Source organism: Algiphilus aromaticivorans DG1253 (genome assembly GCF_000733765.1).
GTDB classification, from domain to species: Bacteria; Pseudomonadota; Gammaproteobacteria; order Nevskiales; family Nevskiaceae; genus Algiphilus; species Algiphilus aromaticivorans.
Map to the genome: position 1 here is coordinate 164004 of NZ_JPOG01000001.1, position 23866 is coordinate 187869.

The 23866-nt window shown below is 68.0% G+C and carries 24 protein-coding genes; 18 read left to right on the forward strand and 6 right to left on the reverse strand.

Annotated features, from left to right (window positions below; genetic code table 11):
• Position 1: 1 nt before the first annotated feature.
• From U743_RS00805 to U743_RS00820, 4 genes are all read left to right on the forward strand, one after another.
• Positions 2–274: a DUF4404 family protein gene (locus U743_RS00805; RefSeq protein ID WP_084191255.1), complete on the forward strand. Its 273-nt coding sequence runs from the start codon at positions 2–4 to the stop codon at positions 272–274.
• Positions 275–365: 91 nt separating this feature from the next.
• Positions 366–680, forward strand: coding sequence for an antibiotic biosynthesis monooxygenase family protein (locus tag U743_RS00810; RefSeq protein ID WP_043764772.1), 315 nt, complete (start codon positions 366–368; stop codon positions 678–680).
• Positions 681–841: 161 nt separating this feature from the next.
• A complete protein-coding gene (locus U743_RS00815; protein WP_052367368.1) occupies positions 842–1663 on the forward strand; it encodes a glycosyltransferase family 2 protein in 822 nt (273 codons plus the stop codon).
• Between the two features lie 68 nt (positions 1664–1731).
• A complete protein-coding gene (locus U743_RS00820; protein WP_043764774.1) occupies positions 1732–2871 on the forward strand; it encodes a capsular polysaccharide export protein, LipB/KpsS family in 1140 nt (379 codons plus the stop codon).
• Between the two features lie 726 nt (positions 2872–3597).
• Here U743_RS00820 and U743_RS00825 read toward each other — a convergent pair.
• Positions 3598–4629 carry an IS30 family transposase gene (locus U743_RS00825; protein WP_084191256.1) on the reverse strand — a complete coding sequence of 344 codons (1032 nt, stop codon included), beginning with the start codon at positions 4627–4629 and terminating at the stop codon, positions 3598–3600.
• Positions 4630–4673: 44 nt separating this feature from the next.
• Between U743_RS00825 and U743_RS00830 the strand changes: the two genes are divergently transcribed.
• The 12 genes from U743_RS00830 (at position 4674) to U743_RS17835 (ending at position 14822) form a co-directional block, all read left to right on the forward strand.
• Entirely contained in the window at positions 4674–5150 is a 477-nt protein-coding gene (locus U743_RS00830) for an ion transporter (protein ID WP_052367369.1), read from the forward strand.
• A 72-nt stretch (positions 5151–5222) separates the two neighbouring features.
• Positions 5223–5588: a BON domain-containing protein gene (locus tag U743_RS17830; RefSeq protein ID WP_052367370.1), complete on the forward strand. Its 366-nt coding sequence runs from the start codon at positions 5223–5225 to the stop codon at positions 5586–5588.
• Positions 5589–5708: 120 nt separating this feature from the next.
• Positions 5709–5924 (forward strand): DUF1289 domain-containing protein, encoded by a 216-nt coding sequence (locus U743_RS00840; protein WP_043764780.1) that lies wholly within the window; start codon positions 5709–5711, stop codon positions 5922–5924.
• Between the two features lie 365 nt (positions 5925–6289).
• Positions 6290–6505 (forward strand): DUF6492 family protein, encoded by a 216-nt coding sequence (locus tag U743_RS00845; protein WP_043764782.1) that lies wholly within the window; start codon positions 6290–6292, stop codon positions 6503–6505.
• A gap of 298 nt (positions 6506–6803) precedes the next feature.
• Positions 6804–7682, forward strand: a complete 879-nt coding sequence (locus U743_RS00850) for a dienelactone hydrolase family protein (protein WP_052368368.1) — start codon at positions 6804–6806, stop codon at positions 7680–7682.
• A gap of 75 nt (positions 7683–7757) precedes the next feature.
• Entirely contained in the window at positions 7758–8303 is a 546-nt protein-coding gene (locus U743_RS00855; RefSeq protein ID WP_043764784.1) for a macro domain-containing protein, read from the forward strand.
• 22 nt (positions 8304–8325) lie between these two features.
• Positions 8326–9687 (forward strand): nicotinate phosphoribosyltransferase, encoded by a 1362-nt coding sequence (locus U743_RS00860; protein ID WP_043764786.1) that lies wholly within the window; start codon positions 8326–8328, stop codon positions 9685–9687.
• A gap of 42 nt (positions 9688–9729) precedes the next feature.
• Complete coding sequence (locus U743_RS00865; protein ID WP_043764788.1) at positions 9730–10299, forward strand: nicotinamidase; 570 nt, start codon at positions 9730–9732, stop codon at positions 10297–10299.
• A 97-nt stretch (positions 10300–10396) separates the two neighbouring features.
• Complete coding sequence (locus tag U743_RS00870) at positions 10397–12013, forward strand: alpha/beta hydrolase family protein (RefSeq protein WP_043764789.1); 1617 nt, start codon at positions 10397–10399, stop codon at positions 12011–12013.
• Between the two features lie 60 nt (positions 12014–12073).
• Entirely contained in the window at positions 12074–12952 is an 879-nt protein-coding gene (locus U743_RS00875; RefSeq protein WP_043764791.1) for a lysophospholipid acyltransferase family protein, read from the forward strand.
• Between the two features lie 29 nt (positions 12953–12981).
• Entirely contained in the window at positions 12982–13899 is a 918-nt protein-coding gene (locus tag U743_RS00880) for a vitamin K epoxide reductase family protein (protein WP_043764794.1), read from the forward strand.
• Positions 13900–13937: 38 nt separating this feature from the next.
• Positions 13938–14822 carry a glycerophosphodiester phosphodiesterase family protein gene (locus U743_RS17835; RefSeq protein WP_156966286.1) on the forward strand — a complete coding sequence of 295 codons (885 nt, stop codon included), beginning with the start codon at positions 13938–13940 and terminating at the stop codon, positions 14820–14822.
• Here the strand turns inward: U743_RS17835 and U743_RS00890 are convergent.
• The 5 genes from U743_RS00890 to U743_RS00910 all read right to left on the reverse strand — a co-directional run bounded on the left by U743_RS00890 (position 14806) and on the right by U743_RS00910 (position 21719).
• Positions 14806–16377 carry a PepSY-associated TM helix domain-containing protein gene (locus tag U743_RS00890; protein ID WP_043764796.1) on the reverse strand — a complete coding sequence of 524 codons (1572 nt, stop codon included), beginning with the start codon at positions 16375–16377 and terminating at the stop codon, positions 14806–14808. The two genes, U743_RS17835 and U743_RS00890, sit on opposite strands and share 17 nt — an antisense overlap.
• Positions 16374–16652: a hypothetical protein gene (locus U743_RS00895; RefSeq protein ID WP_043764798.1), complete on the reverse strand. Its 279-nt coding sequence runs from the start codon at positions 16650–16652 to the stop codon at positions 16374–16376. The genes U743_RS00890 and U743_RS00895 overlap by 4 nt, the downstream gene beginning before the upstream one ends.
• Positions 16649–16939: a hypothetical protein gene (locus tag U743_RS00900; RefSeq protein ID WP_156966287.1), complete on the reverse strand. Its 291-nt coding sequence runs from the start codon at positions 16937–16939 to the stop codon at positions 16649–16651. Before U743_RS00900 ends, U743_RS00895 begins: the two co-directional genes overlap by 4 nt.
• Positions 16930–19170, reverse strand: coding sequence for a TonB-dependent receptor (locus U743_RS00905; protein WP_156966288.1), 2241 nt, complete (start codon positions 19168–19170; stop codon positions 16930–16932). Before U743_RS00905 ends, U743_RS00900 begins: the two co-directional genes overlap by 10 nt.
• 113 nt (positions 19171–19283) lie before the next feature.
• A complete protein-coding gene (locus U743_RS00910; protein ID WP_043764804.1) occupies positions 19284–21719 on the reverse strand; it encodes a penicillin acylase family protein in 2436 nt (811 codons plus the stop codon).
• Between the two features lie 104 nt (positions 21720–21823).
• Here U743_RS00910 and tal point away from each other — a divergent pair, with 104 nt between their 5' ends.
• Together tal and U743_RS00920 are read left to right on the forward strand one after the other, a co-directional pair.
• Positions 21824–22957 (forward strand): transaldolase, encoded by a 1134-nt coding sequence (gene tal / locus U743_RS00915; protein ID WP_052367372.1) that lies wholly within the window; start codon positions 21824–21826, stop codon positions 22955–22957.
• 42 nt (positions 22958–22999) lie between these two features.
• Positions 23000–23815, forward strand: a complete 816-nt coding sequence (locus U743_RS00920) for an undecaprenyl-diphosphate phosphatase (protein WP_043764806.1) — start codon at positions 23000–23002, stop codon at positions 23813–23815.
• Positions 23816–23866 lie beyond the last annotated feature (51 nt).

Genomic DNA, 23866 nt, shown 5'->3' on the forward strand with positions numbered 1-23866 from the left:
CATGAGCCATGCCCGTATCCGGGAGCTGATGCAGCAGCTCCGAGAAGCCCTCGAGCAGCAGGACGAGGAAGAGGTCGATGAAGCCACGCTCGCCGAGCTGCGCGCGCTGGACGCCGATATCGAGGCGCTGCTCGAAGAGCAGGAGGATGCGCCCGATAGCGACTCCATCATCGAGCGCGCCGCCGAGGCGGAGGCCGGTTTCGCCGCACGCCACCCGGTGGCCGGCGGCTTCCTGCGCCAGCTGATCGACACGCTGTCGCGTATGGGTATCTGAGGCGGTGCAGCTTTCGGTCGGATTTCAGTCCGGCCTCAGGAAGATGCAGGCATCATCGCTTCGTGAAATCCCCGGTTTCTGCGAGCTATCAATGAAATTCATCTTCGAAGTCCAGGTTCGTCCCGGCACGACAATCGAGGACTACGCGGAGGTATGGCAGGAAGCCAGCCGGATCATCCAGCAGGCACCCGGTGCGCGCGGCACCTATCTGCACCGCAAGATCGGCCATCCCGATAAGGCGCTCGCCATCGCGCACTGGGATTCCAAGGTCGCACGGGATGCCATGGAGCAGCATGTCGACGCCGACCGTATGCAGCAGCTCATCGACAGTTTCAGCGACCGCTGCGACATCCGCCTCATCGGCGAGTTCGAGGAGCCCGGATGGGAGGTGGAGCCCTCCAACTAGCGTCATCGCTCTGTAAGCCGACGTCGCTACAAAGCAACTTTGACCGCTACGCGTGACTATCCGCGATGTCTCAGTTGCCTCATTACCCTGCGCCCCCGCGCGGTCTGGACGCGGCGCGAACCCGTGCCGCGGTGCAGATCTTTCGCCTGGGAGCAGGCGGCATGCTGCCCGCGCGCTGCTATGGGCCGGCGCCGCCGGCGCTGGCACCGGCGGCGGCGCCCGAGCACATCGAGATCGTCAGCCATTGCTGGGGCTACAGCCGTCTGCTGGCCTGCCAGCTCGCGGCGCTGATAGCGCACCCGCCTGCCTCGGTGACGGTGACGATGACGGTCTTCCACGCCCAGGAGGACACGGCCACCGTGGATTTGCTTGCGCGCATCGGCGCGATCAGGGTGCCCCGCGTGCGCTGGCAGTGGCGCAGCTTGCCGCCACCGCAGCTCTTTCGGCGCAGCATCGGGCGTAATCTCGCGGCGCGAGCGACCACCGCGGACTGGATCTGGTTCACCGACTGCGATGTCGTGTTCGGTCAAGGTGCCCTCGATGGGCTTGCCGTTGCCGTCAGTGGCAGCCGGAGCCCGCTGGTGTACCCCGAGATCGAGCTGGCGACGGCAGTGCTGGACGCCGCGAGCGTCGCGCAGGCCGAGCCCGAGACTCTGCTGAGCCACGCCGACCCGGCACGCTGCACGGCGCGCCGATTGACGCGCGCCACCGGGCCCATGCAGATCACCCGCGGTGATACGGCGCGGGCGCTCGGATACTGCGCCGCGGTCGAGGCCTTCCAGCAGCCGGCACGCCGGTGGTGCAAGGCGCACGAGGATCGTGTCTTCCGGCGTCAGCTGCGCACGGCAGGGACGCCGCTGCCGGTGCCCGCCGTCTACCGCCTGCGCCATGCTGAAAAGGGTCGCGACGCGGGGCGCGAGCGCCCCCTGCGCCGGCATCTTCGTCGCCTGCGCAGCGCCTGGCAGGACCGGCGTCGGCGCTGAGGCGCGCGTAACGCACCGGTCACTGCTGTGTTATCAGCACGCAATGCCGGCAAGCCACGCTATGCGGCATGCGGATCCAGCTTTTCTACAATTCGCCGAAGGCGCGCCGTTACTTTCGCGCGATCCAGTCTGGCCTGGCAGAAGAGACCGTCGGTCTGGCGCCCATCGGCTTGGCTGGTGGCAGCGCGCTCGACAATCACGATGTGAGCTGGATTGCTGCGTACAGCATCGAGCGCAAGCGGGCACGGCCGCATCTTTCGGACGACCGGCTGGCGCGAGATACACGTGTTCTGCATCGCGTCGCGCGTTGGCACTACGCGGCCGCATGGCAGCGTATGGCGCGCTGGCGTCCCGACGTCGTCGGCGTCTGGGGCGGCCAGAGCGTCGACGCCCGGGCGGTGCGCGCCGCAGCGGCGGCGCTCGATATTCCCTGTGTGCTGTTCGAGACCGGCTTGCTGCCCGACAGCACCACGGCCGATGCACGCGGCGTCAATGCCGAAGCTTCCGTGCCGGCCGATCCGCGCTTCTACGAGGCCTACCGTTGCAATGCGGAGTTACCGGAGCGTTGTACGCCGCGAAAGCTCCCCGAGGGGACGCCGGAGCCGTTGCCGAGTCGCTACGTTTTCGTCCCCTTTCAAGTGGCGCTGGACAGCCAGGTGCTGCTGTACTCGCCGTGGATCCGGGGCATGAGCCAGCTCTACTGGCTGCTCGAAGGCTTGATGCGTGACGTGCCGGAGCCGCTGCACCTGGTGTGCAAGCCACATCCGAGCTGCTCCGAGCCTTATCGGCAGCTGCGCCGGCACGCGGCCGGGCATCCGCGCCTGCACATCGTCGAGCAACACACATCAGAAGCTCTGATAAGGGGAGCCGAGGGCGTGCTTACCCTCAACTCCAGCGTTGGTATCGAGGGCCTTCTGCTGGGCCGCCCGGTGCTGTGTCTGGGTGAAGCCTGCTACGCCATCCCCGGGGTTGCCGAGCGTGCGCGCTCGCCGGAGGCGGTGCGGGCTTGGCTATCCGCGCGTGCCAATGGCATTGCCGTCGAGGCGCCGCTGCGCCGGCCCTTCCTCAACTGGCTGGCCAACGAGTACGTCATTCCAGGTAGCTTCCGCGCACCGAGTGTGATGCACTTCGAAAGTCTGCGCGCCCGTCTTGGTGAAGCCGCCCGCATCCGAGGCGCGCAGTCGGTCGAAGCAGTGGCTGCGGCATAGAGGAGTGCGCTGCGCGTCTCCCGCCCCGGGCTCTACTCGGCGGCCGCGAGTTTGAGCCGGCCGTCGGTTTCGCGCGGAGCGTGCGGTCAGGAACTTCGGTAGTCGAACTCCGTTCAGCGCGCTGATGGCCGGCGATTTCTTGGCCCACTCCTCCAATGGCGCCGCTCGGGAAGCGGCAACGTGCGTGATGGAAGGGGCACTGGCTTCGTGTGGCGTAGATGTCATCAGAGTGGCGGAAGGTCGGCCATTCGGCACCGCGACCGCCACTGCACGGCTGCAGCCCTCGCAATCTCGTCGCTACGGGAAATCGCATCGGCCACTTACGCTTCTGCGCGCATCTCAACGGCGCCCTGCGCCGCCGGGTAACGTTCACTAGGCGATCCGCTGCACCGATTGCCGCTGCGTTTAAGCTGTTGTATCGGAATCGCAGGGGGGAAGATGATGTGAGAGGTGTTTCTGGCGGCGCGCGCCAGTCTGCGGCGCCTGCTTTTCGATCACGACAGTATCGCCGGCCGACGCTTCGATATCGCGCTGCAGGTCGTTATTTTTGTCTCGCTGGCGGGTTTGACGATCGAATCGCTCGACGGGCTCCCGACGCTGGCCTACCGCCTGCTGCTGATTATCGAGGTGGCCTCGATCGCGTTGTTCACGCTGGAGTACCTCCTGCGCGTTTTCGCCGCGCCCAGCGCGCTGCGCTACATCTTCAGTTTCTGGGGCATGCTGGTCTCAAGAATCAAGTGCAACGCTTTCGTGAAATTTCGCCATTTCGTGGGCCATGACTTCTTCAGGCGTTTGCCAGTCCAGGGTTTTGCGTGGTCGCCCGTTGAGCAGGCGGGCGATGTCGTTGAGCTGGGTCTGGCTGACCGAGGAAAGGTCGGCGCCCTTGGGCAGGAATTGGCGCAGCAGGCCGTTGATGTTTTCGTTGCTGCCACGCTGCCAAGGCGCGTACGGGTCGGCGAACCAGATGTCGAGCTTCAGGCGTCGGGCGAGCTCGTCATGACGCGCCATCTCGCTGCCCCGGTCGTAGGTGAAGCTCTCGCGCATGAAGGCGGGGACCTTCTTCATCTGACGGGTAAAGCTCTCCAGCGCCGCATCGGCGCTGCAGTCGGCCATCTTGCAGAGCACGACGAAGCGCGTCTTGCGTTCGACCACGGTGCCGACAGCCGAGCGGTTGTAGGCGCCCTTGATGAAATCGCCTTCCCAATGGCCCGGCAGTTTGCGCTGCGTCACATCCTCGGGGCGATGAACGATGCGCAGATCGTCCGGCACCACCATGCCGCCTTTGCCGGCGGCGGTACGCCGTTTCTGGCCGCGCTGCGGCTTGTGCTGGCGCAGCGCCTCGACCATGGCCTTCTTCAGCGCCCCCTTGGGGTGCGCGTAGATGGCCGCGTAAATGGTCTCGTGGCTGATCTGCCAGTCAGATTCGTCGGGAAACATGCGTTCCAGTCTGCAGGCGATCTGCTCCGGCGACCAGGCGAAATAGATCAGGCGGTCGTGGACGTACTGCCACAGCGGCATGCCGGGTTGCAGCTTCCGATGCCGCCCGCAACGATGTCGTCGCTGCCGGTAGGCCGCACTCGCTGCCGTGGCGTCGTACGCCTTGCCGGCCAACGCATTGCGCCGACACTCGCGCGATATCGTCGACGGCGAGCGCCCCAACCGCCGGCTGATCTCTCGCGTCGTAACCTTCTGCTCAGCCAAGAGCATGATCGCCGCCCGTTCCTCCGCCGAGAGATGGCGGTAGCTTCTTCTTGTCATCGCAACACCGTATCTGCATCAGAGGTGGGTGTTGCACTTGGTTATTGAGTCTAAGCATCGTCGATTTCCTGGCGGTATTCCCTTACTACTTCTTCAACGACTCGCAGTGGGTGCGCGCGCTGCGCTTTCTGCGCATCTTTCGGCTGCTGCGGCGCAGCCGCGCACTGGCCCGCTTCACCGAGGCTTTCATGGAGGCCCGGAGCGAGCTGATGGTCTTCGGTACGACGGCCTTCATCATGCTCTTCGTCGCCGCCGCCGGTATCTATCAGTTCGAGCACAAGGCGCAGCCCGAAGTGTTCTCCTCCATTCCGGAGTCGCTGTGGTGGGCCGTCGTCACGCTGACGACCGTTGGCTACGGCGACGTCTACCCGATCACACCGCTCGGGCGGCTGTTCACCGGGCTGGTGATGATCATCGGCCTCGGCGTGGTCGCCGGCCTGACCGGCGTCATCGCCAGCGCGCTGACCCATGTTCGCGAGGAAGAGGACGACAGCGAGGAAGAGGGCAAGGACAAGGATTGAGCGCGGCTTCATCCACGGTTCACGCTGTGCTCCGCACGCTTGAAACCCTATCCGTCGAAGGAGTTCACCGCCATGCACAAGACCCTGACATCCGCCTTGCTTACCACTGCCATGCTGGTGGGTGTGGCGCCGGTCTACGCCGAGGAATCCGCCGACAACGAGAAGCAAGATTCGATGTTCGAGCGCGTCGCTGAAAGTACCGGGGAGTACGTTGCCGGTGCGGCGCTGACCGCGCGCGTCAAGACGCAGCTGGCCACCGAATCGGCGTTGAGTCCCTTCAAGGTCGGCGTCGAGTCGACTCGCGGTGTCGTGACGCTCAGCGGCGATGTCACTAGCGAGGCCGAGCGCCGGCTTGCCGAGCGTATCGCCGAAGACGTCGAAGGCGTCGTGGCCGTGCACAACGCGCTGCGCGTGAGCGCGGAAGCCAGCAAGCAATAGTGGCCGGGGCGCTTGCATCGCGTCGATAGCTAGAAACAGGAATCTTTCAAGGCTTCGGCCAACTAGGCTTGCAATGCCGCGGCGTTGCTTCGTCGCGTCCATTCCGTTCTGAGCTGAGCCATGACTGACGCCCCGACACTGCTCACGCGCAGTCCCTGCACCGGGGTCTGCAGCTACAACAAGCGCGACGTCTGCAAGGGCTGCCGGCGCAGCCGTACCGAGGTCAAGCAGTGGAAGCGCCTTGGTGCGATGGTGCGCCACGAGATCAATCTGCGCGCGCTCGCCAATGGCGGCAAGAAGGTGCGCCGCAAGCTGCTCAAGCCCTTCCGCGACTGAAGCCGCGTAAGCGGCTTGTCAATGGCATCCTTTGGGATCCTGTCCCGGACGTCCTTTGATGCCCGCCCCCGTGCAGTTCCTGACCCCCACTTGGTCCGGAGACCTGCCGCATTTCCGGCTGCTGCGGGCATCAATAGCGCGCTCTCCCCTGGCCGGGTTGTCGCATCGGGTCGTGGTGCAGGAGAGGGTATGGGCCTCTTCGAGGCGGAAGCAGCGGGCGCTGAACTCTGTTCCAGCGCCGTCGTGTTGCCGCCGGCCGTGGAGGCAGGCCGGCGCCGTGCGCGACGCATGCAGCAGCGCCTGGGACGGCACGGTACCCGCCTGGCGGGCACAGCCTATGCGCACGTTGGGGCTGGCCGGCGTGGGTGCGCTACACGGGCTGGCACACGCAGCAGATCAGCAAGCTGGCCGCCGCCGCCGAAAGTGTCGTCGACACGGTGGTGGTGATGGATTCGGACCTCGTGGTGCTGCAGGAGGCATCGCCTTCGGATTTCCTCGACGCCGACGGCCGCGTCGTCTGCTTCCAGCGCTCGGCGCCGGCGGCGGAGGTTGGCGGTAAGGCCGTCAAGTGGAATCACTAGGCCCACGCCCTCTACGGGCAGACGCTGGACGAGGCCGCGCCGCGCGATGTCTGCTTCGATACGCCCTTCGTGCTGCACGCGCCGACGCTGCGCGCCATGCTGGCCGAGCTTGAACGGCGCTACGACAAGCCCTGGTGGCAGGTGCTGCTCGAGCAGCCACCGCGGCACTGGTCGGAGTTCGCCAGCTACCGACTCTATCTGCGCGACTTCCTGCCGCCGGAGACCGTGGCCTGGCGCGACGACAGCCTGCTAGATTGCGGTTCCAGTCATTCCGATAGGAGACCCGACCATGGATCCCATGCAGTACGGCCTGAAGGCCGTGGACTTCGGCAGGCCGTGCACGGCCACGACCGGTCTCGACCGGCGCGGCTTTCTCGGTGCCTCGCTGGCCGGCGGCTTTGCGCTGGCGGCTGGCCCGGCTGCGGCCAGCACCATCATCACGGACACCGAGGGACTGACCGCGGGCGAGATCACCATCCGTACCGACGACGGCGAGATCCCGGCCTACCGCGCCATGCCGGAGACGGGCAAGGATCTGCCGCTGCTGCTGGTGATCCAGGAGATCTTCGGCGTGCATGAGCATATCCGCGACGTCTGCCGCCGCTACGCCAAGCAGGGCTACTACGCGGTGGCGCCGGCGATGTTCCACCGTCAGGGCGATGTCTCCGGCATGAGCGACGTCAACACGATCCTGACCGAGGTCGTCGCCAAGGTGCCGGATGCCCAGGTCATGGCCGACCTCGACGCCACTGTGGCGCAGGCCGCCGCCACCGGCCGGGTGGATGCCGAGCGCCTGGGCGTCATTGGCTTCTGCTGGGGTGGCCGCACCGTCTGGCTCTACGCACATCACAATCCGGAAGTGGCCGCCGGCGTCGCCTATTACGGGCTCGTCGATGGCATGCAGGGCGAGATCAAGCCGCATGATCCGGTCGATATCGCGGCCGAGTTGAAGGTGCCGGTGCTGGGTCTCTACGCCGGCGCCGATGAATACATCCAGCGCGACGCCCTGCGCCGGATGCGCACCGAGCTGCTTAAGTCCGACTCCGGCTCCGAAATCGTGGTCTTCCCGGGAGTCGACCACGGCTTCAACGCGGACTACCGGCCGACCTACGATGCGGCCGCCGCCGACTACGCGCGTCGGCTGGCGCGCGACTGGCTGACGCGGCACGGGGTCTGATCCGTCGGGGCGCGCTTGAAGAGCACGCCCGGCGCCCGCAGTATCGAGGGACACGCCAGCACGAGGAGCGCGGCCATGGCATGGCGCATTGGCAATGCGGCGATCGAGAGTCTGCAGGGCGACATCACGCGACAGTCCGATATCGACGCGGTGGTCAATGCCGCCAATGCCGAGTTGCGCGCCGGCGGCGGCGTCGCCGGTGCCATTCACCGCGCCGCCGGGCCGGGGCTGGACGACGAATGCCGGGCTTATGCCCCGATCTCGCCGGGCGAAGCCGTGATCACTGGCGCCCACGAGCTGCCCAATCGGCACGTCATTCATTGCCTGGGCCCCGTCTATGGCCATGATCGCCCGGAGGCGCAGCTGTTGGCCGATTGCTACCGCAACGCGCTCGATCGTGCCGCGGAAACCGGGCTGAGCTCGGTCGCATTTCCGGCGATCTCCACCGGCGCCTTCGGCTACCCCTTCGCTGATGCCGCCGAGGTCGCCCTCGATGCGGTCGGTGAATGGCTGCGCGCGCATCCCGGCCGCAGCCTGCGGCTGCTGCGCTTCGTGCTCTACTCGGCGGACGACCAGGAGCGCTTCGCCGAGCAACTCGCCCGCCGCGCCGCAGCGCCGTAACGCTTCCAAGCAGAGGAGTCCCGTGGCACAGAGTCCCCACAGCGATGCAGCGCGCGCGCCGCACGGCGACGCGCTCTTCACCGACCTCTACGAGCTGAGCATGCTGCAGGCCTACTGGGTCGAGGGCATGAAGGACGAGGCGGTCTTCAGCCTGTCGGTACGCGAGTTGCCGACCACGCGCAATCTGCTCGTGGCCTGCGGGCTGGAAGCCGTACTCGAGCAGCTGGAGACGCTGCGCTTCGAGGAAGCCGATATCGCCTGGCTGGACAGCCTGGGCCGCTTCCGCACGGATTTCCTCGACTGGCTGCGCGACTTCCGCTTTACCGGCAGCGTGCGCGCGGTGGCCGAGGGCACCCCGGTCTTCGCCGAGGCGCCCATCCTCGAGATCACCGCGCCCTTGCCGGAGGCGCAGCTGGTGGAGACGCTGGTCATGAACCAGATCCATCTGCCGACAGTGCTCGCCAGCAAGGCGCAGCGCGTGGTCGCCGCCGCCGACGGTCGTCGGGTGCTGGACTTTGGTGCGCGGCGCATGCACGGCATAGACGCTGCCGTGACCGGCGCGCGCGCCTTCTACATCGGCGGGGTCGATGGCACTTCGAACTGCCGCGCCGGCGCGCGCTACGGCATCCCGGTGGCCGGCACCATGGCGCACAGCTACATCCAGGCGCACGATGATGAGCGGGAGGCCTTTCGTGCCTTTGTCGATCTCTATCCCGAGACGGTGCTGCTGGTCGACACTTACGACACGCTGGCGGCGGTGCGCAGCATTGTCGCCATGGCCGAGGAGATGGGCGAGGCTTTCCGCGTGCGCGCGGTGCGGCTGGATTCCGGCGATCTCGTGGCGCTGTCGCGCGAGGTGCGCGCCATGCTCGATAGCGCAGGCCTGGAGTCCGTGCAGATCCTTGCCAGCGGCGGCCTCGATGAGCACGAGATCGCACGCCTGCTGGATGCCGGTGCGGCGCTGGACGGCTTCGGTGTCGGCACGGACATGGCCGTGGCGCGCGACGCGCCCAGCGTCGATCTCGTCTACAAGCTTGCGGACTACGGCGGCGAAGGCCGCATGAAACTCTCCAGCGGCAAGGCCTCGCTGCCGGGTGCCAAGCAGGTCTTCCGCCGCTTCGACGGCGATACGGCCTGCGGCGATGTCATCGCGCGCGCCGCGGAGACGCTGGAGGGTGAGCCGCTACTGGCGCCGGTCATGCGCGAAGGTCGGCGCTTGGCGCCGGCCCCGGAGCTGGAGGCCGTGCGCGCGCATGCCGCTGCCGAGTTGGTGCGGCTGCCGGCAACTTTGCGCGGGCTGGCCCCTGCGAGCTATTCCGTGACGGTCAGCGATGCGTTGGCAAGCTATCGCGACGCGGTAGCCGGAAACATCCGGGCCGCCTGAGCGTTCGAATATCCAAAAGCCCATGGCGCCAGGAGGGTAGTTATGACGGCTATTGCAGACAGGCTCCGTGACGGCGATGCCCTCGTCGTCGTCGACGTCCAGAACGATTTCTGCCCCGGTGGCGCCCTGCCCATCGAGGGCGGCGACGCCGTCGTGCCGGTGCTCAACGAATGGATGGCTGCCGCGAAAGCCGGCGGCGTGCCGGTCTTCGCCTCGCGCTGCTGGCATCCCGCCGGCCACATCAGCTTCGCCGAGCGCGGCGGGCCCTGGCCGCCGCACTGCCTGCAGGACAGCGACGGCGCAGCCTTTCATCCCGACCTGAAGCTGCCGGAAGACGCCGTGCTCGTCACCAAGGGCAATCGCTTCGACCAGGATCAGAACTCGGCATTCGACCAGACCGGTCTCGCCGAAGAGCTGCGCGCCCGCCGCGTGCAACGCATCTGGGTGGGCGGCCTGGCCGAGGATGTCTGCGTGCGCGCCACCGTGCTCGACGGCCGCCGGGAAGGCTTCGCGGTGTTCTGCATCGGCGATGCGACCCGGCCGGTGACCGCGGAGGGTGGCGAGAAAGCGCGCGCCGAGATGGCCGAAGCCGGCGCCGAGCGTCTGGACTGATGGGTCGGGCAGGGCACGCCTGCTGAATTCTCGCCCGGGGCGGACGAGTAGCGAGGCGCTAGCATGGCGGCACTACAACAAGGACGAGGAGACACCCATGCTGCGCGCTGCCCTTTTGCTGGCCGCGCTGTCGCCGACATTCGTGGGCGCACAGAGCGATGAAGAACCCGAGTTCCCGTCGACTGCCTGGACCGAGCGCGAGGCCCGCAACTACGCGCGCACGCTGGAAGCGCCTGCCGAGTTGGTGGTGCAGCCGGCCTTTGTCACGCGCTTGTCGCAGCAGAGCCTGGCCAATGTCGCGGACTTCACGGCGCGGGCTGTGGCCGACCCGAGTTGGCTGCTGGCTTCCAGCCAGCCGGTGCGCGATCTGATCGACAATCTCAATGCGCCGGCTTTGGTGCTGGCCGAGTTGGAAGCGCTGGTGACGACGCTGATGGAAGACCCGGCTGCGGCCGCGCAGTTCTCGCTGAACACACCGTTGACGCCGCTGTGCGCCAGCCACGCGCTGCAGTGCGCGGGCGACCCCTTCCGCTATCCAGCCGTCGATAACTTCTACGGCAGCGAGGGGGTGCGCGAGTCGGTCACCTACTATGACCGCGACTGCGCGCGCATCACCGGCCACGTCTGGAAGCCGGCGAATGTGCAGGGCGCGCTGCCCACCGTGGTCATCGAAAACGGTTCCATTCAGGCGCCGGAGTCACTCTATTGGTGGTTCGCCCAGGACCTGGTGCGCGCCGGCTACACGGTGATGACCTTCGATCCGCGCGGCCAGGGCCGCTCGGACCAGCAGACCCCGGATTTCGAGCAGGGCAGCAACGCCAACAGCGCGGTCTTCTGGGAAGGACTGGTCGACGCCATCGACTTCTTTCGCTCCACGTCCGAGCAGCCCTATCCGCACAACACGAGCTGCGCCGGCACCTATCCGACGCAGGTCAGCCCGCACAATCCCTTCTTCGCCGTGCAGGATCGCGAACGGCTGGGCCTGGCCGGCCATTCTCTCGGCGCGACGGGCGTGGCCGTTGTGCAGTCCTACGGCGCGCCGGGAGCTGAGCCCTGGCCCGGGTTGATCGATGACGTCAATCCGGTGGATGTCGTCGTGGCCTGGGACAGTCTGCGCGCACCCGGTGCCGCCGGCGAGACGACGCCGGCGGTGGTGCCGCGCGTGCCGGCGATGGGGCAGACCAGCGAGTACGGCATCCTCGGTGCGCCGCATACCGAGCCGCCCGACCCGGAGGCTCACAAGAACGGCTTCCGCGGCTGGGTAGAGGCTGATCAACCGGTCTTCCAGTTCACCATCCGCGGCAGCACGCACTTCGAGTGGTCGAATATCCCGACCTTCCCGGCCACATCCTGGTGCCCGGACGCGGCATCGGGTCGCTGTGCGGAGGGTTGGGGGCTGCCCATGGCGCAGCACTACTCGCTGGCCTGGATGGATCGCTGGCTGAAGCGGCCTGGCGAGTCCGGCTACGACGATGCCGATGCACGCCTGCTGGCCGAGGCCGATTGGCACGAGCGCCTCAGCTTCTACTACGCCTCGGCGCGCGACTTCCCCACGCGCGGCGGCGGGATGCAGCGCTGTGAGGATTTGCGAGCGGGCTGCGCGCAAAGCGGTGATGGCTCGGGCTCCGGCGCTGGCGCAGCCTGGCTTTTCCTGCTGCTCGCCGGCGTCTTCGCCCGGCGGCTGCGCCATAATGGTGCGCTACGGGCGCGCTGACGCACGTCCGACCTCCATCCTGCCCGTCGCGCGCTGCGCGGCCTTTCTGGAGCTGTGCGCATGCGCGTGCTGATGTACACCCTGGCCTGGCTGCCCTTGCCGCTGTTGCAGGGCTTCGGAGCGCTCGCCGCGTGGCTGATGCGCGTGACGAATGCCTCGCGCTGGCGGGTGGCGCTCTTCAACCTGCAGCACTGCATGCCGGAGCGCGATACGGCCGAGCGCAAGCGTATCGCCAAGGCCTCGCTGCGCCACGAGCTGACCACCTACATCGAGACCGCGCGCTACTGGTTGGGGCCGGGCTTTGCGGTGAAGCGGGCGGTGCGCGAGTGGCGCAACATCGAGGTGCTGGATGAGGCCTTCGCGCAGGGCCGCGGTGTCATCCTGCTTACGCTGCACATGGGCGCCTTCGAGGCGGTGGCCATCCCGATGTCGGCGCGCTATCCCTTCTACGGGCTCTACAAGCCGCAGAAGGGCGTCTTCAACGCGCTGTCGCTGAAGGGGCGCTGCCGTTTCGGCGGGCGCATGCAGAAGGCCGAGGCCGGTGTGCGGCGTGCGGCGCTGCCGCTGCTGGAAGAAGGCTTCGGCGTCTACTACATGCCCGACCATGACCCGCCCGAGGGGCGAGGCGTCTTCGTGCCCTTCATGGGGCAGCTGGCGCACACGCCGACGCTGATCGCGCGCATGGTGGCCGAGAGCGGTGCGCCGGTGGTCTTCATGTGGGGTGAGCGTCTGAGCCGGGCGCGCGGCTATATCGCGCACTATCTGCCGGCGCCGGAGGGCGTCTACAGCAGCGACATCACGGAGTCGACCGCCGCGATGAACGCCGGCCTGGAAGCCTGCGTGCGCCAGCGCCCCGAGCAGTACTGGTGGAGCTACAAGCGCTTTCGTCGCCAGCCCGAAGGCAGTCCCACTTTTTACGAGGCGCTGCGGCGTCGCTAAGCTGGTGCCCCAAGCGGCAGGGAGCAGAGATGGCCAAGAACAAGGGCGCTTCACAGCGCAAGCAGGCCCCGGTGCAGCGCGCGCGTGAGCGCGCCGCCAAGCACAACCGCTTGCACAAGCCGCAGCCGGACTGGCCGCTCACCGCGCTGGCGCTTGCCGGCATGGTGCTCACGGCCTATCTCAGTGCGCTTGCCGGTAGCGGGAGCCAGGCGGCTTTCTGCGGGCCGGAGTCCGGATGTGCGCTGGTGCAAGAAAGCCGCTGGTCGACGCTCTTCGGCCTGCCGCTGGCCCTCTGGGGTTTCGGGCTCTACTCGCTGATCGCCTTCGTGGCTGCCCTCGGCGCGCCCGGCGCGGTGCGCTGGAAACGGGTGTGGGTGCTTTCCGGGCTGGGGCTGGCCATCAGTCTGTACCTGACGGTGCTCGGCGCCATTGCGCTGCAGGCCTTCTGCGGCTGGTGCCTGCTGTCGCTGCTGATCATCGCCACCATCTTCGGCGTCAATGCTTGGCGTCGTCCAGGCACCGCACCGGGCATGCCCTGGCCGCGCTGGGCGCTCAACAGCGGTGCGGTGGCGGTCTTCGCGATCGCGGTCATGCAGCTCTACTACAGCGGCATCTTCCAGCCTCCCGAGGATCCGCGGCTGCGCGCGCTGGCGGAGCATCTGGAGGCCGAGGAAGCGATTTTCTATGGTGCCTTCTGGTGCTCGAGCTGTCAGCGCCAGCGCCAGCTCTTCGGGGCCTCCGCCGAGCGGCTGCCCTATGTCGAATGCACCCCCGATGGCCGCAATGGACCGACGGCCTGGGCCTGCATGGAGGCCGGTGTCGACAACTATCCGACCTGGATCATCGACGGGCAGCGCCAGACCGGCGTCATGCAGCCGCGCGAGCTCGCCCGCGAGAGCGGCTTCGACTGGTCCGGCTTCGGGGCCACCGGGAACGACCCCGGGTGAGCCTCGACCGCCGCCGCTTCCTGCGGAACGCGGGTGCGATGGCGGCTGCCGCCGCGCTGCCCGTGCGGGAAGCCTCCGCGGGCGCGAAGGCGCCTCCCCGGCGCTTCGAGACACCCGCCGATCTCGCACGGTACACGCGCCTGTCGCGCCTCGCGCAGCCGCTCGTGATGGCGCACCGCGGCGGCTACAAGCCGCATGTCCCGGGTTATCCGGAGAACAGTCTCGTCTCGGCCCGCCGGGTTTTGGCGACGGGGCCCGCGATGATAGAGGTCGACATCCGTCGGACCCGCGACGGCGTCATGGTTCCGCTGCACGATGCCACCCTGGACCGCGAGACCACCGGTAGCGGACCGGTCGATGCCATCCGCTTCGCCAATTTCCGCAAGCTGCAACGGCGCGATGCCACCGGCGCGGCGACCGAGGTTCCCACCGAGAGCCTTGCCGATTTCCTCGACTGGTCGGCCGATGGCGCGCTGCTCTGGCTGGACACCAAGGATGTCGATCCGGTCGAACTGGTCGCGCTCATCCGTGATCGTCGCGCCGAGGCGCGGGTCATCGTGTCGGCCTACGGTCGCGCCGCGCTGGAGGCCTATCAGGCCGAAACCGAGGCGCTGGTGCATTTCGTGCCGCTGATCCCGGCGCAGGGCCTCGCCACCCTCGCCGACGTCAACGCGGCGGGCCTCGACGACGCGCGCATGATCGGCTTCGCCGGCTATTACGTGCCTGATGTCGCTGCGACCCAAGCCATGCGCGAGCGCGACATTCCGGCGCTGCTCGGGCTCGATCGCGGCGATGGTCGCCTGCGCGCCGATCAGCTCGATCCCTTACTGTATCGGCGCGCGGTCGAGACGGGCTTTCCCATGCTCAATACCGACCACTACGCCGAGGTGCTCGCCATCCTCGGAATCAGCGGCTGGGCGTAGCCGTGCGCGCCGGCAGAAACCATACGCTGTTCGGGTCGCCGTGGCGCGCGCGCCGCCGGGTGGCGCGCGCCAGCAGCGCGAAGGCGACCGCGCCGGCCAGAGCCGTCAGGTCGATGGCGGCCACCGACCAGTTGCCCTGCAAAGCGGCTGTCCAGGGGAGGTCTCCGGTGATGAGCCAGTTGCTGGGGGCGATCACTGCGGTCAGCACTGCCGTGACAGTCAGCAGCTCGACGGCGGCGCGCGGCGGCGGGCGCAGCAGCGCCCAGACCACGCTGCCGACGAAGAGCAGGTAGTAGACGCGTAGTTCCCATTCCGCACGCGCCGGCAGGCCCTCCGGCAGCAGCTTGTTGGCCAGGAAGAGGCCGGAGATTCCCAGGCAGCTGCCTATGCAGACGCCCACCGTCAGTCCGGCCATCAAGCGGTGCGTCGTCGGCTGCTCCGACTGGCGTCGCCGGCGGCGCGACTCGATCCAGAGCAGATTGCCCGAGTAGAAAAGGAATGCGCCGGCGATGCCGAGCAGGAAGTAGAGCCAGGCCAGCAACGGCCCACCGAAATTGCCGAAGTGCAGCGAGGTGACAACGCTGGAGGCGGCCGTCGCCGTCGGCCGCTCGCCGGGGGCGTGCATTGCCGCGACGGCGAGATCTTCGTGGCGCAGCGCCACCGCCACGCGATTGGCGAGCCGGCCATCGACGACACCATGAACTTCGGTGATGCCTTCGGCATCAGTGGTGGCGTGATGCTGCAGCATGAAAGGGGTCATGCCGGGTAGCGCCTTCTCGGCGTGCGCCAATAGCGTGGCGCTGTCAGGGGCGGCCAGGGGCGCGCCGGCCGGCTCGGGTGTTTCTATCAGCTCGAAGGCATCTTGGAAGGCGCCGGCGACGCGCTCGTCCATGGCGATGAAGCTCAGGCCGGCAACGAAGAGCGCGAGGATGCACAGCAGCGCGCCGGTGAAGGCGAAGACGATATGGAAGGGCAGCGACAGCACGCCGATGACGTTATGCGCGTCCTGCCAGAAGCGCTTCAGATTGCGCCCGGTACGCAGCGCGAAAAGGCTGCTGACCAGCGTCGGCAGATGGATGATCAGCCCCGACACCAGCGCCAGCCCGTAGGCGAGGCAGACGAAACCCATCAGCCACACGCCCGCTGCCTGGGGCAGGCCGAGGGTGAAATGGATGTGGTTGATGTGCTCGGCCAGCGCCGAATCGAGCGGCGCACCGGCAGCGAGACGGCCCTCGCTGTCGAGGCTGGCGCTCTGCCGCTCACTGGCTTCGTCCTGCCAGAAGGCGACCGCGCGCGGGCCGTCGAAGCCGGGCAGCAGCACCGTCAACGCCTCGCGCGCCGCCGGATGCGCTTCCGTCACGGCGGCGCGCAGCGCGTCCATATGCGCCGGAGTCTGCCTGGCCTCACCGCGCAGCGCCGGCTGCTCCCAGTCGTGCAGTGCGCCGTGGAAGACCGTGATGGCGCCGGCATAGAAGGCGATGAAGAGCGCGAAGCCGGCGACCAGGCCGGTCCAGGTGTGCAGGGTCGTGAAGGCGCGCAGCGTGGCGCTGGTCATGCGCCGCTCCCCGTCGCCAGACCGATCAGCCGCAGGCCCCATAGCAGCGCGAAGGCCGCCGCATTGGCGATGGCGAGTCCCAGCCAGGCGTGTCGGCCGCTGGCGCTGCCGACGGCCGCAGACGCCGTGCCCACCCACAGCAACGGCATGAGCAGCACGGCCCAGGTGGCGCTGTCGGCGACGCTGCCCGGGGTGAGTGCGATGATCAGGCCGCCGACGGCGCAGGCCAGCGGGAAGCCGAGCAGCACGCCGGCGCTGAGACGGCCGGCGATCATGTGCCGGTGCGCAGCCAGGTGGCTGCGTAGGGCAGCAGCACGGCGGTGAGCATGGCGGCGACCAGCCAGGCCGCAATGCCCGGACCGGCGCCACCCATGGCGCTGATCCATCGCCAGGCGCCGATCAGCAGCAGCAGGCCGCCCGCGAGTTGCCACACACCGGCGGCGCCCGGCCGTGCCGGCCACAGGTGCTGATGCGGCGACGCCAGATAGCAGGCCACCACGCCGAGCAGGGTCGGCAGCAGCGCCAGCAGTTGCGCACGCAGCGGCACATCCATCATTGCCACTGCCACTCCAGACGCGCGCCTACCAGTCGCGACTCGCCGTATCGGCGGGCGGGACGGCCGTCCGAGACGAACTGCGCCTGCAGATTCGTGTCATCGGTGAGATTGCGGCCGTAAAGCGTCAGAAGCAGGCCGCGCGGAAGATCGAAGTCCACGCTGGCGTTGAGCAGCGTGCGCGCGTCGATGGCGGTATCGGCGTCGTTGCTCGGGTCGCTGAAATAGCCGTCGACGTAGCGCAGCCCGATGCGCGCGCGCAGCCAGGACAGCGGTGCCGCGCGCAGGCCGAGGCTGGCGCTGACATCGGGCGAGAAGGGGAACTCGTTGCCGGCGAAGTCCTCGCCCTCGTTGACGAAGTCCTCGAACTCGCTGTGTAGCAGGCCCAGCGAGGCACTCGCCTCGAGTGTCCAGGGCAGCCGCGCCAGCGTCTCGACCTCGGCGCCGTAGAGCTCGGAGCGGCCGGCATTGGCCGTGGTGGTGTAGAAGCTGGTGGGGTCGCCGACGGTGACCTGCTGGTCGCGCCAGCGCGTGTAGAAGACGTTGGCGTTGACCGACAGGCGCCGCTGCAGCCAGCGCGAGCGCGCGGCCAGCTCCAGCGTGCGCGTGGTCTCCGGGTCGAACTCGCTGACCTCGCCGCCGAAGAAGGAGATGCTGGTGCCGCCCGAGCGGTAGCCCTCGCTGTAGGTGAGCGAAAGGTTGCGATCCGGGTGCGGGCGCCAGCTCAGTCCCAGCTTCGGCAGCAGATCCGTGAAGCGACGCTCGCCGGATTCTTCGTAGTCGGGCGGGACGAGGTCGGGGAAGGCCTCGGCCAGCAGATCGGAGGCGGCATCGGGCAGTGGTACGCCAATGGGAAGATCCAGCCCCGGCACCGGTGCGGTGAGGGTGAGATCGAGTTCGCTGGCGGCGCGGTGACGGTTTTTCTCGTGGTTCAGGCGCAGGCCGGCGGTCAGCCGCCAGTGCGCGGCGAAGTCCCAGTCCGCCTCGGCGAAGAGCGCCGCCGTGCGCGTTTCGCGCAGCGAGTCGACGGTGCCGGAGATCATGGCGACGCCGCCGCCGGCGGGGATGTTCTCGCCGCTGTTGCGATCGAAGCGCTCGTCGTCGGCAACGTAGGCGCCGACCACGGCGCGCACGCTTTCGCCGTCGAAATGCAGGCGCAGCTCCTGGCTGAGCAGCTGTTCCTCGATGTCGAAGCGCGAGATGCCGCCCTCCTCCTCGCTGCGGTCGAAATCCGAGAAGCGATCGTTGTCGCCGGAGAAGGCGCCGGTGACCGCTTCCAGCCGCCAGGCGCCGGCCAGCGGCAGGCGCTGGCGCAGGCTGTAGATGCGGCTGAGGTAGCGCTCGTCGTAGCGCTCGTTGGCGGTGGCGGTGCGTTCGCCCTGACTGGCGTCGTGCAGGTTGTCGCCGAATTCGTTGTCCGCCAGCGTTACGCCCAGGCTGGCCTCGTAGCCGGGCAGGGACGCGGGCAGGAAGCTCAGCTTGAAGCGGGCGTTGCGACTGCCGCGGCGGCCGGCATCATCCTCGTTGCGGGTGACGTTGTAGATATCGCCGCGATCGTAGCGATCCTGAGCGGCGATCCGGAAGCGCAGCGCGTCGCCCAAAGGCCCGCCACCGGCGACGGCGTAGTCGTGACCGTCAAGGTTGTCGCGCGCAGCGCGGGCGCGCAGGTCCCAGTAGGGCGTGGGTTCGCGCGTGCGCAGCAACACCGAGCCGGCGAGGCTGTTGCGCCCGCGGTTGGTGGACTGCGCGCCACGCAGCACCTCGACCTGATCCAGATCCCAGGTGGAATAGGGGCCGGCGAAGCTGGCCGCGCGCGGCGGCAGCGCCACGCCATCGAGATAGACGCTGATGGTATCGCCTTCGCCACCGATGCCGTCCTGCGGCACGCCGCGGATGGCGATGGGCCGGTTGTCGCCGCCGCCGACGACATTGCCGAAGCCGGTCAGCAGATCGCGCGCGTCATAGGCCGACGAACGCGCGATGGCCTCGCGGTCGACCACCCCGACGCTGGCCGTGGTGTCGGCCAGGCTGCGCTGCAGGCGCTGGCCGGTGACGACGATCTCGTCGAGCGGCGCGGCTTCGGCCGGCGGCGCCGGGAAATCGGGAGCCTCCGCCTCGTTCCGGACGGGGATCATCTCGACGTCGTCGGAATCCCGGGAAGCCTCCTCGGCCGCCGCGGGCAGCGCGAGCAGGAACAAAGCGCCCACGACGACAGCGCCGCGATGCAATCTGCGAATCACCCAAACCCCCTGTGCCGTTCACCGCGAGGCGCCGGCTAGCTAATCAGTCGAGCAACGATAATGATTCGCATTATAGGGCACAAAGGGGCGCCGGGGGCGGCACGCCCCCGGGGCTACTGGCTGATTCGATAATCGCGGATGGCCTTGGCCTCGATCTCGCTGCGCCGGAAGGCGAAGCGGTGCCATGCGCGCTCGGAATAGGCTTCCGTGAAGTCGCTGTAATGCGGGCTGGCCGGATCCGTGGATTGCGAGTAGGTGACGAAGCCCTCGGCGCGCACCTGGCCGTCCTCCCAGGTCACGGCGTGGATGTAGCTGTTGCCGAAGGTCACCGGGTAGCCGGCCTCGGAAAGCGTTTCGCTGCCGGCGATGGTGAAGGCGCCCTCGAACTGCTCGCCGCCCGGAACCGGGATCGGGCTGCCGTCGGCATCGTTGACGCCCGAGATCTGCAGTTCGCGCAGCGGTGCGTCCAGCGCGATCCCGAGACCCTCGATGCGATCGACCGCATTGCCCAGCGCCTGTCTCACGGCCAGGGCATTGGTGTTGAGATCGCGCGGCGTATTGACCGGGTCCTCGGTGCTGAAGGGAGTCTGCCAGAGGGTGTTGGCGCTGCTGGCCTCGCGCCAGAACTCGCGCCAGAGATGCGCACCTTCGGAATCCGGGCTGCCGGTGCCGTCCCATGCGGTGAGCGCGTTGCAGGCGGCATCCTGGCCGTCGCACAGCTCGCCGAGCACGGTGTCGCGCGCCAGCCGCTCGCTGTAGATCTGCGCAGAGACGGTGACGTCCTTGAGCTGCTCGAAGCTGAAGCGATTGCCCTCGCGCCCGTCGGTGCCGGCAAGCCGGTCCTGGATCTGCAGGATGCAGAGGCGCGTGCGCAGCGTGCGCTCCGCTTCCTCGTCGCCGATGATGCGGTCGAAGCCGGTCAGCGGCTCGTCGGGGTGCGTCAACCAGTAGCTGTCGTTGCAGTTGTGCACCCAGTCGGCGCGCTCCAGCTTCGGCAGATTGGCCGGCCCGAAAATACCCGGCGCCGGGGCGTCGTCGTCGGACTGCCATTCGCAGTCGGCGCTGTTGCCGCGCAGCACGGGCAGACCGGGCATGAGCATGTCCACCAGTCCTCCGATGATGGGCGCCTGACAGTCGGCCTTCTGCTCGTCGGTGACGTTGGGCACTACGGTGATGTCACCGTAATAGGCCTCGCCGCCCGGGCCGGTGGCGATGGTGTTGACCCAGGGCACACCCAGGATCCCGCCGTGAAGGCGCTTGAACTCGTCCAGCGAGTCGGCCCGGTTCCAGGCGAAGAACTGGTCGAGCAGGCGGTCATTCTCGGCGTTGGCGTCGCGCAGCGTGTAGGCGCGCGTGTTGTCCCAGCCCAGCACCGGCAGGCCGGCGGCCTCGATCTCCAGCATCGGGCCGTAGTGCGAGCGATGCAGTGTGCGCGTCTCAGTAGTGATGCTGCCGTCGTCCTCCAGCACTTCGATCTCCAGCGGCACTTCCTCAATGTCGCGCAGTTCGCCATCGTAGAGGTACTGCTTGGCGTCCAGCAGATTGATGGCGAGCTGGTAGAAGGTGAAGCGGTGCGCGGTGGAGACGGTGTGGCTCCAGGCGAAATTGTCGTTGAAGCCGATGAGGATGGCCGGAATGCCGTAGAGCGTCGACCCCATGATGTCGGCCTCGCCGGGAATGGTCAGATGCGCGGCGTAGAGGCGCTCGGTGCCCGACCAGGGGAAATGCGGATTGCCGAAGAGCATGGACTCGCCGGTCGTCGTGGCTTCGCCCGACAGCCCGTACATGTTGCTGCCGATGGGTAGGGGCTCGCCGAAGGGCACATCTTCTGATGTGATCTCGCCGGTTTCGATGGCGCGTCGCAACTGCTGCGGGTCGGTACCGGATCTCGCGGCCACTTCCTGTTCGCTACCGGTGGGCAGGCTGAGCAGGGGCGGTGTTGCCGTGGCGATCTCGGTGGCAATGGCGCTGGCGCCGGCGAGGATTCCGAGCCGGTAGTAGCGCCGATACATGTCGTCGGTGCTGATCTCGGCCAGCCACTCGGCGTCGCGGCAGGCTTCGTGCCGGCCGGGATGCTCGTCGGCCTGCAGCTCGCGGATGTAGCGGTTGAGCCCGGCGGCGTAGCCAGCGGTGGCGTCGCGCACCTGCGCGGAGGCGCTGTCGTGAAGCCTCTGGACTGCTTCGTCGGTGGCGACCAGCTTCCAGAAGAAATCGCTGTCGATGTTGCCGGTGGTCGCGCCGTTGGCGCGGATGGTGTAGCTGCCGTCGCGGCCGAAGTAGCGCGCGCGCTCGCCGCGGATGGTCACCAGATCCTCAAGCAGCACGCAGATGTTGTCCTCGGCGAAGGCGTAGCCGAAGCCGTAGCCGAGGCTGCCGTAGTCGTCGGCGACGATGTGCGGAATGCCGAAGTCGGTGCGTGTAATGCGCGCGTCGAACTCGCCGTCGGTGCCGGTACCACTGCCGGGCGCATTGGCTGGCGGCTCACTGCCACTGCAGGCGGCAAGGCTGGCCATCGCCACGGCGACGGCAACTGGGGATAGAAAGCGCATTGTGTCTCCTCCGCTAGGGACGGTATTCGGCTTGATCGCACCGTCCTGTGTAATGACTGGAGTGTGCCATCATTGATGAAAATTGCGCGCGAGCCCCCGACGTCATGAGTGCCCAGGAAGCAAGTAATGCCGGCAAGCCCAACCCACTGGCGCAGCTGCACGGCTGTGGCCAGAGCTTCTGGCTGGATTACATCCGGCGGCGCATGCTGCAGGACGGGGAGCTGGAGCGGCTGATCCGCGACGACGGGCTGCGCGGCATGACCTCGAACCCGGCGATCTTCGAGAAGGCCATTGCCGGCTCGGATGACTACAACGAGCAGATCAAGGGGCTCGCCGCGCAGGGTGCGGACCGCGACGCGGCCTATGAAGCGCTGGTGCTGGCCGACATTGCTGACGCCGCCGACCACTTGCGGCCGGTCTGGGACAATAGTGACGAAGGCGACGGCTGCGTGAGCATCGAGGTGTCGCCGCATCTGGCGCGCGACACCGAGGGCACGCTGGCCGAGGCACGCCGGCTGTGGTCGGCGCTGGCGCGGCCCAACATCATGATCAAGGTGCCGGCGACGCTCGAGGGTTTGCCGGCCATCGAACAGCTCATCGCCGAGGGCGTCAACGTCAACGTCACGCTGCTCTTCTCTGTCTCTCGCTACGAGCAGGTGCTGGACGCTTTCCTGAAGGGGATGGAGCGTCGCCAGAGCGCCGGCGAACCGCTGGCGGGGCTGCATTCGGTAGCCAGTTTCTTCCTGTCGCGCATCGACAGCCACGTCGACGCGCGGCTGGACCGCTACGGTACCGAGCCCGCGCAGGCGCTGCGCGGCACCGCGGCCGTCGCCAGCGCGCAGCTTGCCTATGCGCATTTCCGCGCGCAGACACAGAGCGCGCGCTGGCAGCAGCTGGCCGCCGCCGGTGCGTCCCCGCAGCGTCTGCTCTGGGCATCAACCAGCGCCAAGGATCCGGCTTATGACGATCTGAAGTACGTCACGCCGCTGATCGGCCCGCAGACCGTGACGACACTGCCCCCCGAGACGGTGACGGCCTTCGGCGATCATGGCGTCTGCGCCGTGGCGATGGAGGGCGCACCGCGCGGCGCGCGGCGCGCCGTGGAGGGGCTGGCGGAGCTCGACATCGATCTCGATGCGGTGGCCGACCAGCTGGAGGCCGAGGGCATCGACAAGTTCGTGCAGCCTTTCGACGCCCTGCTGGCCACCATCGACGAGCGGCTGCGCGCCGCGCGCTAGACGACACGCGCTGCGCGACAGCGCTCAAGGAAGCGAGACGACGTGGACCTGCTCCAGCTCATTCTCCTGGCCCTGGTGCAGGGCATCACCGAATTCCTGCCGATCAGCTCCTCGGCGCACCTGATCCTCTTTCCGCTGGTTTTTGGCAGTGCCGATCAAGGGCTGGGTATCGACGTCGCCCTGCATGCCGGCACGCTGATCGCGGTGATGGCCTATTTCCGCGAGGACACGGGCCAGCTCCTGCGCGGTGGGGTCCAGCTTTTGCGACCGGGTGCGCGCAGCGAAGCGCGCACGCTGGCGTTGCAGGTGGCGGTTGCGACGCTGCCGGTGGTCATCGTCGGCCTGCTGGCGCGCGATCTGGTGGCGAACGAACTGCGCTCGGTGGCGGTGATCGCGACCACGACGGTGCTCTTCGGCCTGCTGCTGGGCGTGGCCGACTGGCGGCAGCGCCATGTCACCGACAGCGCTGCCATGACGCTGGGCATTGCCTTTGCCATCGGCCTGGCGCAGGTGCTGGCGCTGGTGCCGGGCACCTCGCGCTCGGGCATCACCATCACGGCTGCGCTGCTTTTCGGCCTGGCGCGCCCGGAGGCCGCGCGCTTTGCGCTGCTGCTGGCGATTCCCACCACCGCGGCGGCGACGCTGCTGGGAGGCTGGGAAATCGCACAGGGCAGCGAAGGCTTCGCTGCCGACCCCCTGGATGCGCTCATCGCCGCGGCGCTGGCCATGATCTCCGCCTACGCCGCCATCGCCTGGCTGATGCGCTTCGTGCGTCGCGCCAGCTTCATGCCCTTCGTCTACTACCGTCTGGTACTGGGCGCCGCCCTCTTCGCCTGGATGGCCAGCGGCACGCTCTAGCGAAGTCGGGCGGCGCTGCGTCCCCGCCCGCCGTCAGCTCTGTTCTCCTGG

Excerpts from the sequence above, each read along its gene's own strand:
- U743_RS00805 (WP_084191255.1), top strand. The coding sequence starts at position 2 with ATGAGCCATGCCCGTATCCGGGAGCTGATGCAGCAGCTCCGAGAAGCC.
- U743_RS00810 (WP_043764772.1), top strand. The coding sequence starts at position 366 with ATGAAATTCATCTTCGAAGTCCAGGTTCGTCCCGGCACGACAATCGAG.
- U743_RS00815 (WP_052367368.1), top strand. The coding sequence starts at position 842 with ATGCTGCCCGCGCGCTGCTATGGGCCGGCGCCGCCGGCGCTGGCACCG.
- U743_RS00820 (WP_043764774.1), top strand. The coding sequence starts at position 1,732 with ATGCGGATCCAGCTTTTCTACAATTCGCCGAAGGCGCGCCGTTACTTT.
- U743_RS00825 (WP_084191256.1), bottom strand. The coding sequence starts at position 4,629 with ATGACAAGAAGAAGCTACCGCCATCTCTCGGCGGAGGAACGGGCGGCG.
- U743_RS17830 (WP_052367370.1), top strand. The coding sequence starts at position 5,223 with ATGCACAAGACCCTGACATCCGCCTTGCTTACCACTGCCATGCTGGTG.
- U743_RS00840 (WP_043764780.1), top strand. The coding sequence starts at position 5,709 with ATGACTGACGCCCCGACACTGCTCACGCGCAGTCCCTGCACCGGGGTC.
- U743_RS00850 (WP_052368368.1), top strand. The coding sequence starts at position 6,804 with ATGCAGTACGGCCTGAAGGCCGTGGACTTCGGCAGGCCGTGCACGGCC.
- U743_RS00855 (WP_043764784.1), top strand. The coding sequence starts at position 7,758 with ATGGCATGGCGCATTGGCAATGCGGCGATCGAGAGTCTGCAGGGCGAC.
- U743_RS00865 (WP_043764788.1), top strand. The coding sequence starts at position 9,730 with ATGACGGCTATTGCAGACAGGCTCCGTGACGGCGATGCCCTCGTCGTC.
- U743_RS00870 (WP_043764789.1), top strand. The coding sequence starts at position 10,397 with ATGCTGCGCGCTGCCCTTTTGCTGGCCGCGCTGTCGCCGACATTCGTG.
- U743_RS00875 (WP_043764791.1), top strand. The coding sequence starts at position 12,074 with ATGCGCGTGCTGATGTACACCCTGGCCTGGCTGCCCTTGCCGCTGTTG.
- U743_RS00880 (WP_043764794.1), top strand. The coding sequence starts at position 12,982 with ATGGCCAAGAACAAGGGCGCTTCACAGCGCAAGCAGGCCCCGGTGCAG.
- U743_RS17835 (WP_156966286.1), top strand. The coding sequence starts at position 13,938 with ATGGCGGCTGCCGCCGCGCTGCCCGTGCGGGAAGCCTCCGCGGGCGCG.
- U743_RS00890 (WP_043764796.1), bottom strand. The coding sequence starts at position 16,377 with ATGACCAGCGCCACGCTGCGCGCCTTCACGACCCTGCACACCTGGACC.
- U743_RS00895 (WP_043764798.1), bottom strand. The coding sequence starts at position 16,652 with ATGATCGCCGGCCGTCTCAGCGCCGGCGTGCTGCTCGGCTTCCCGCTG.
- U743_RS00910 (WP_043764804.1), bottom strand. The coding sequence starts at position 21,719 with ATGCGCTTTCTATCCCCAGTTGCCGTCGCCGTGGCGATGGCCAGCCTT.
- tal (WP_052367372.1), top strand. The coding sequence starts at position 21,824 with ATGAGTGCCCAGGAAGCAAGTAATGCCGGCAAGCCCAACCCACTGGCG.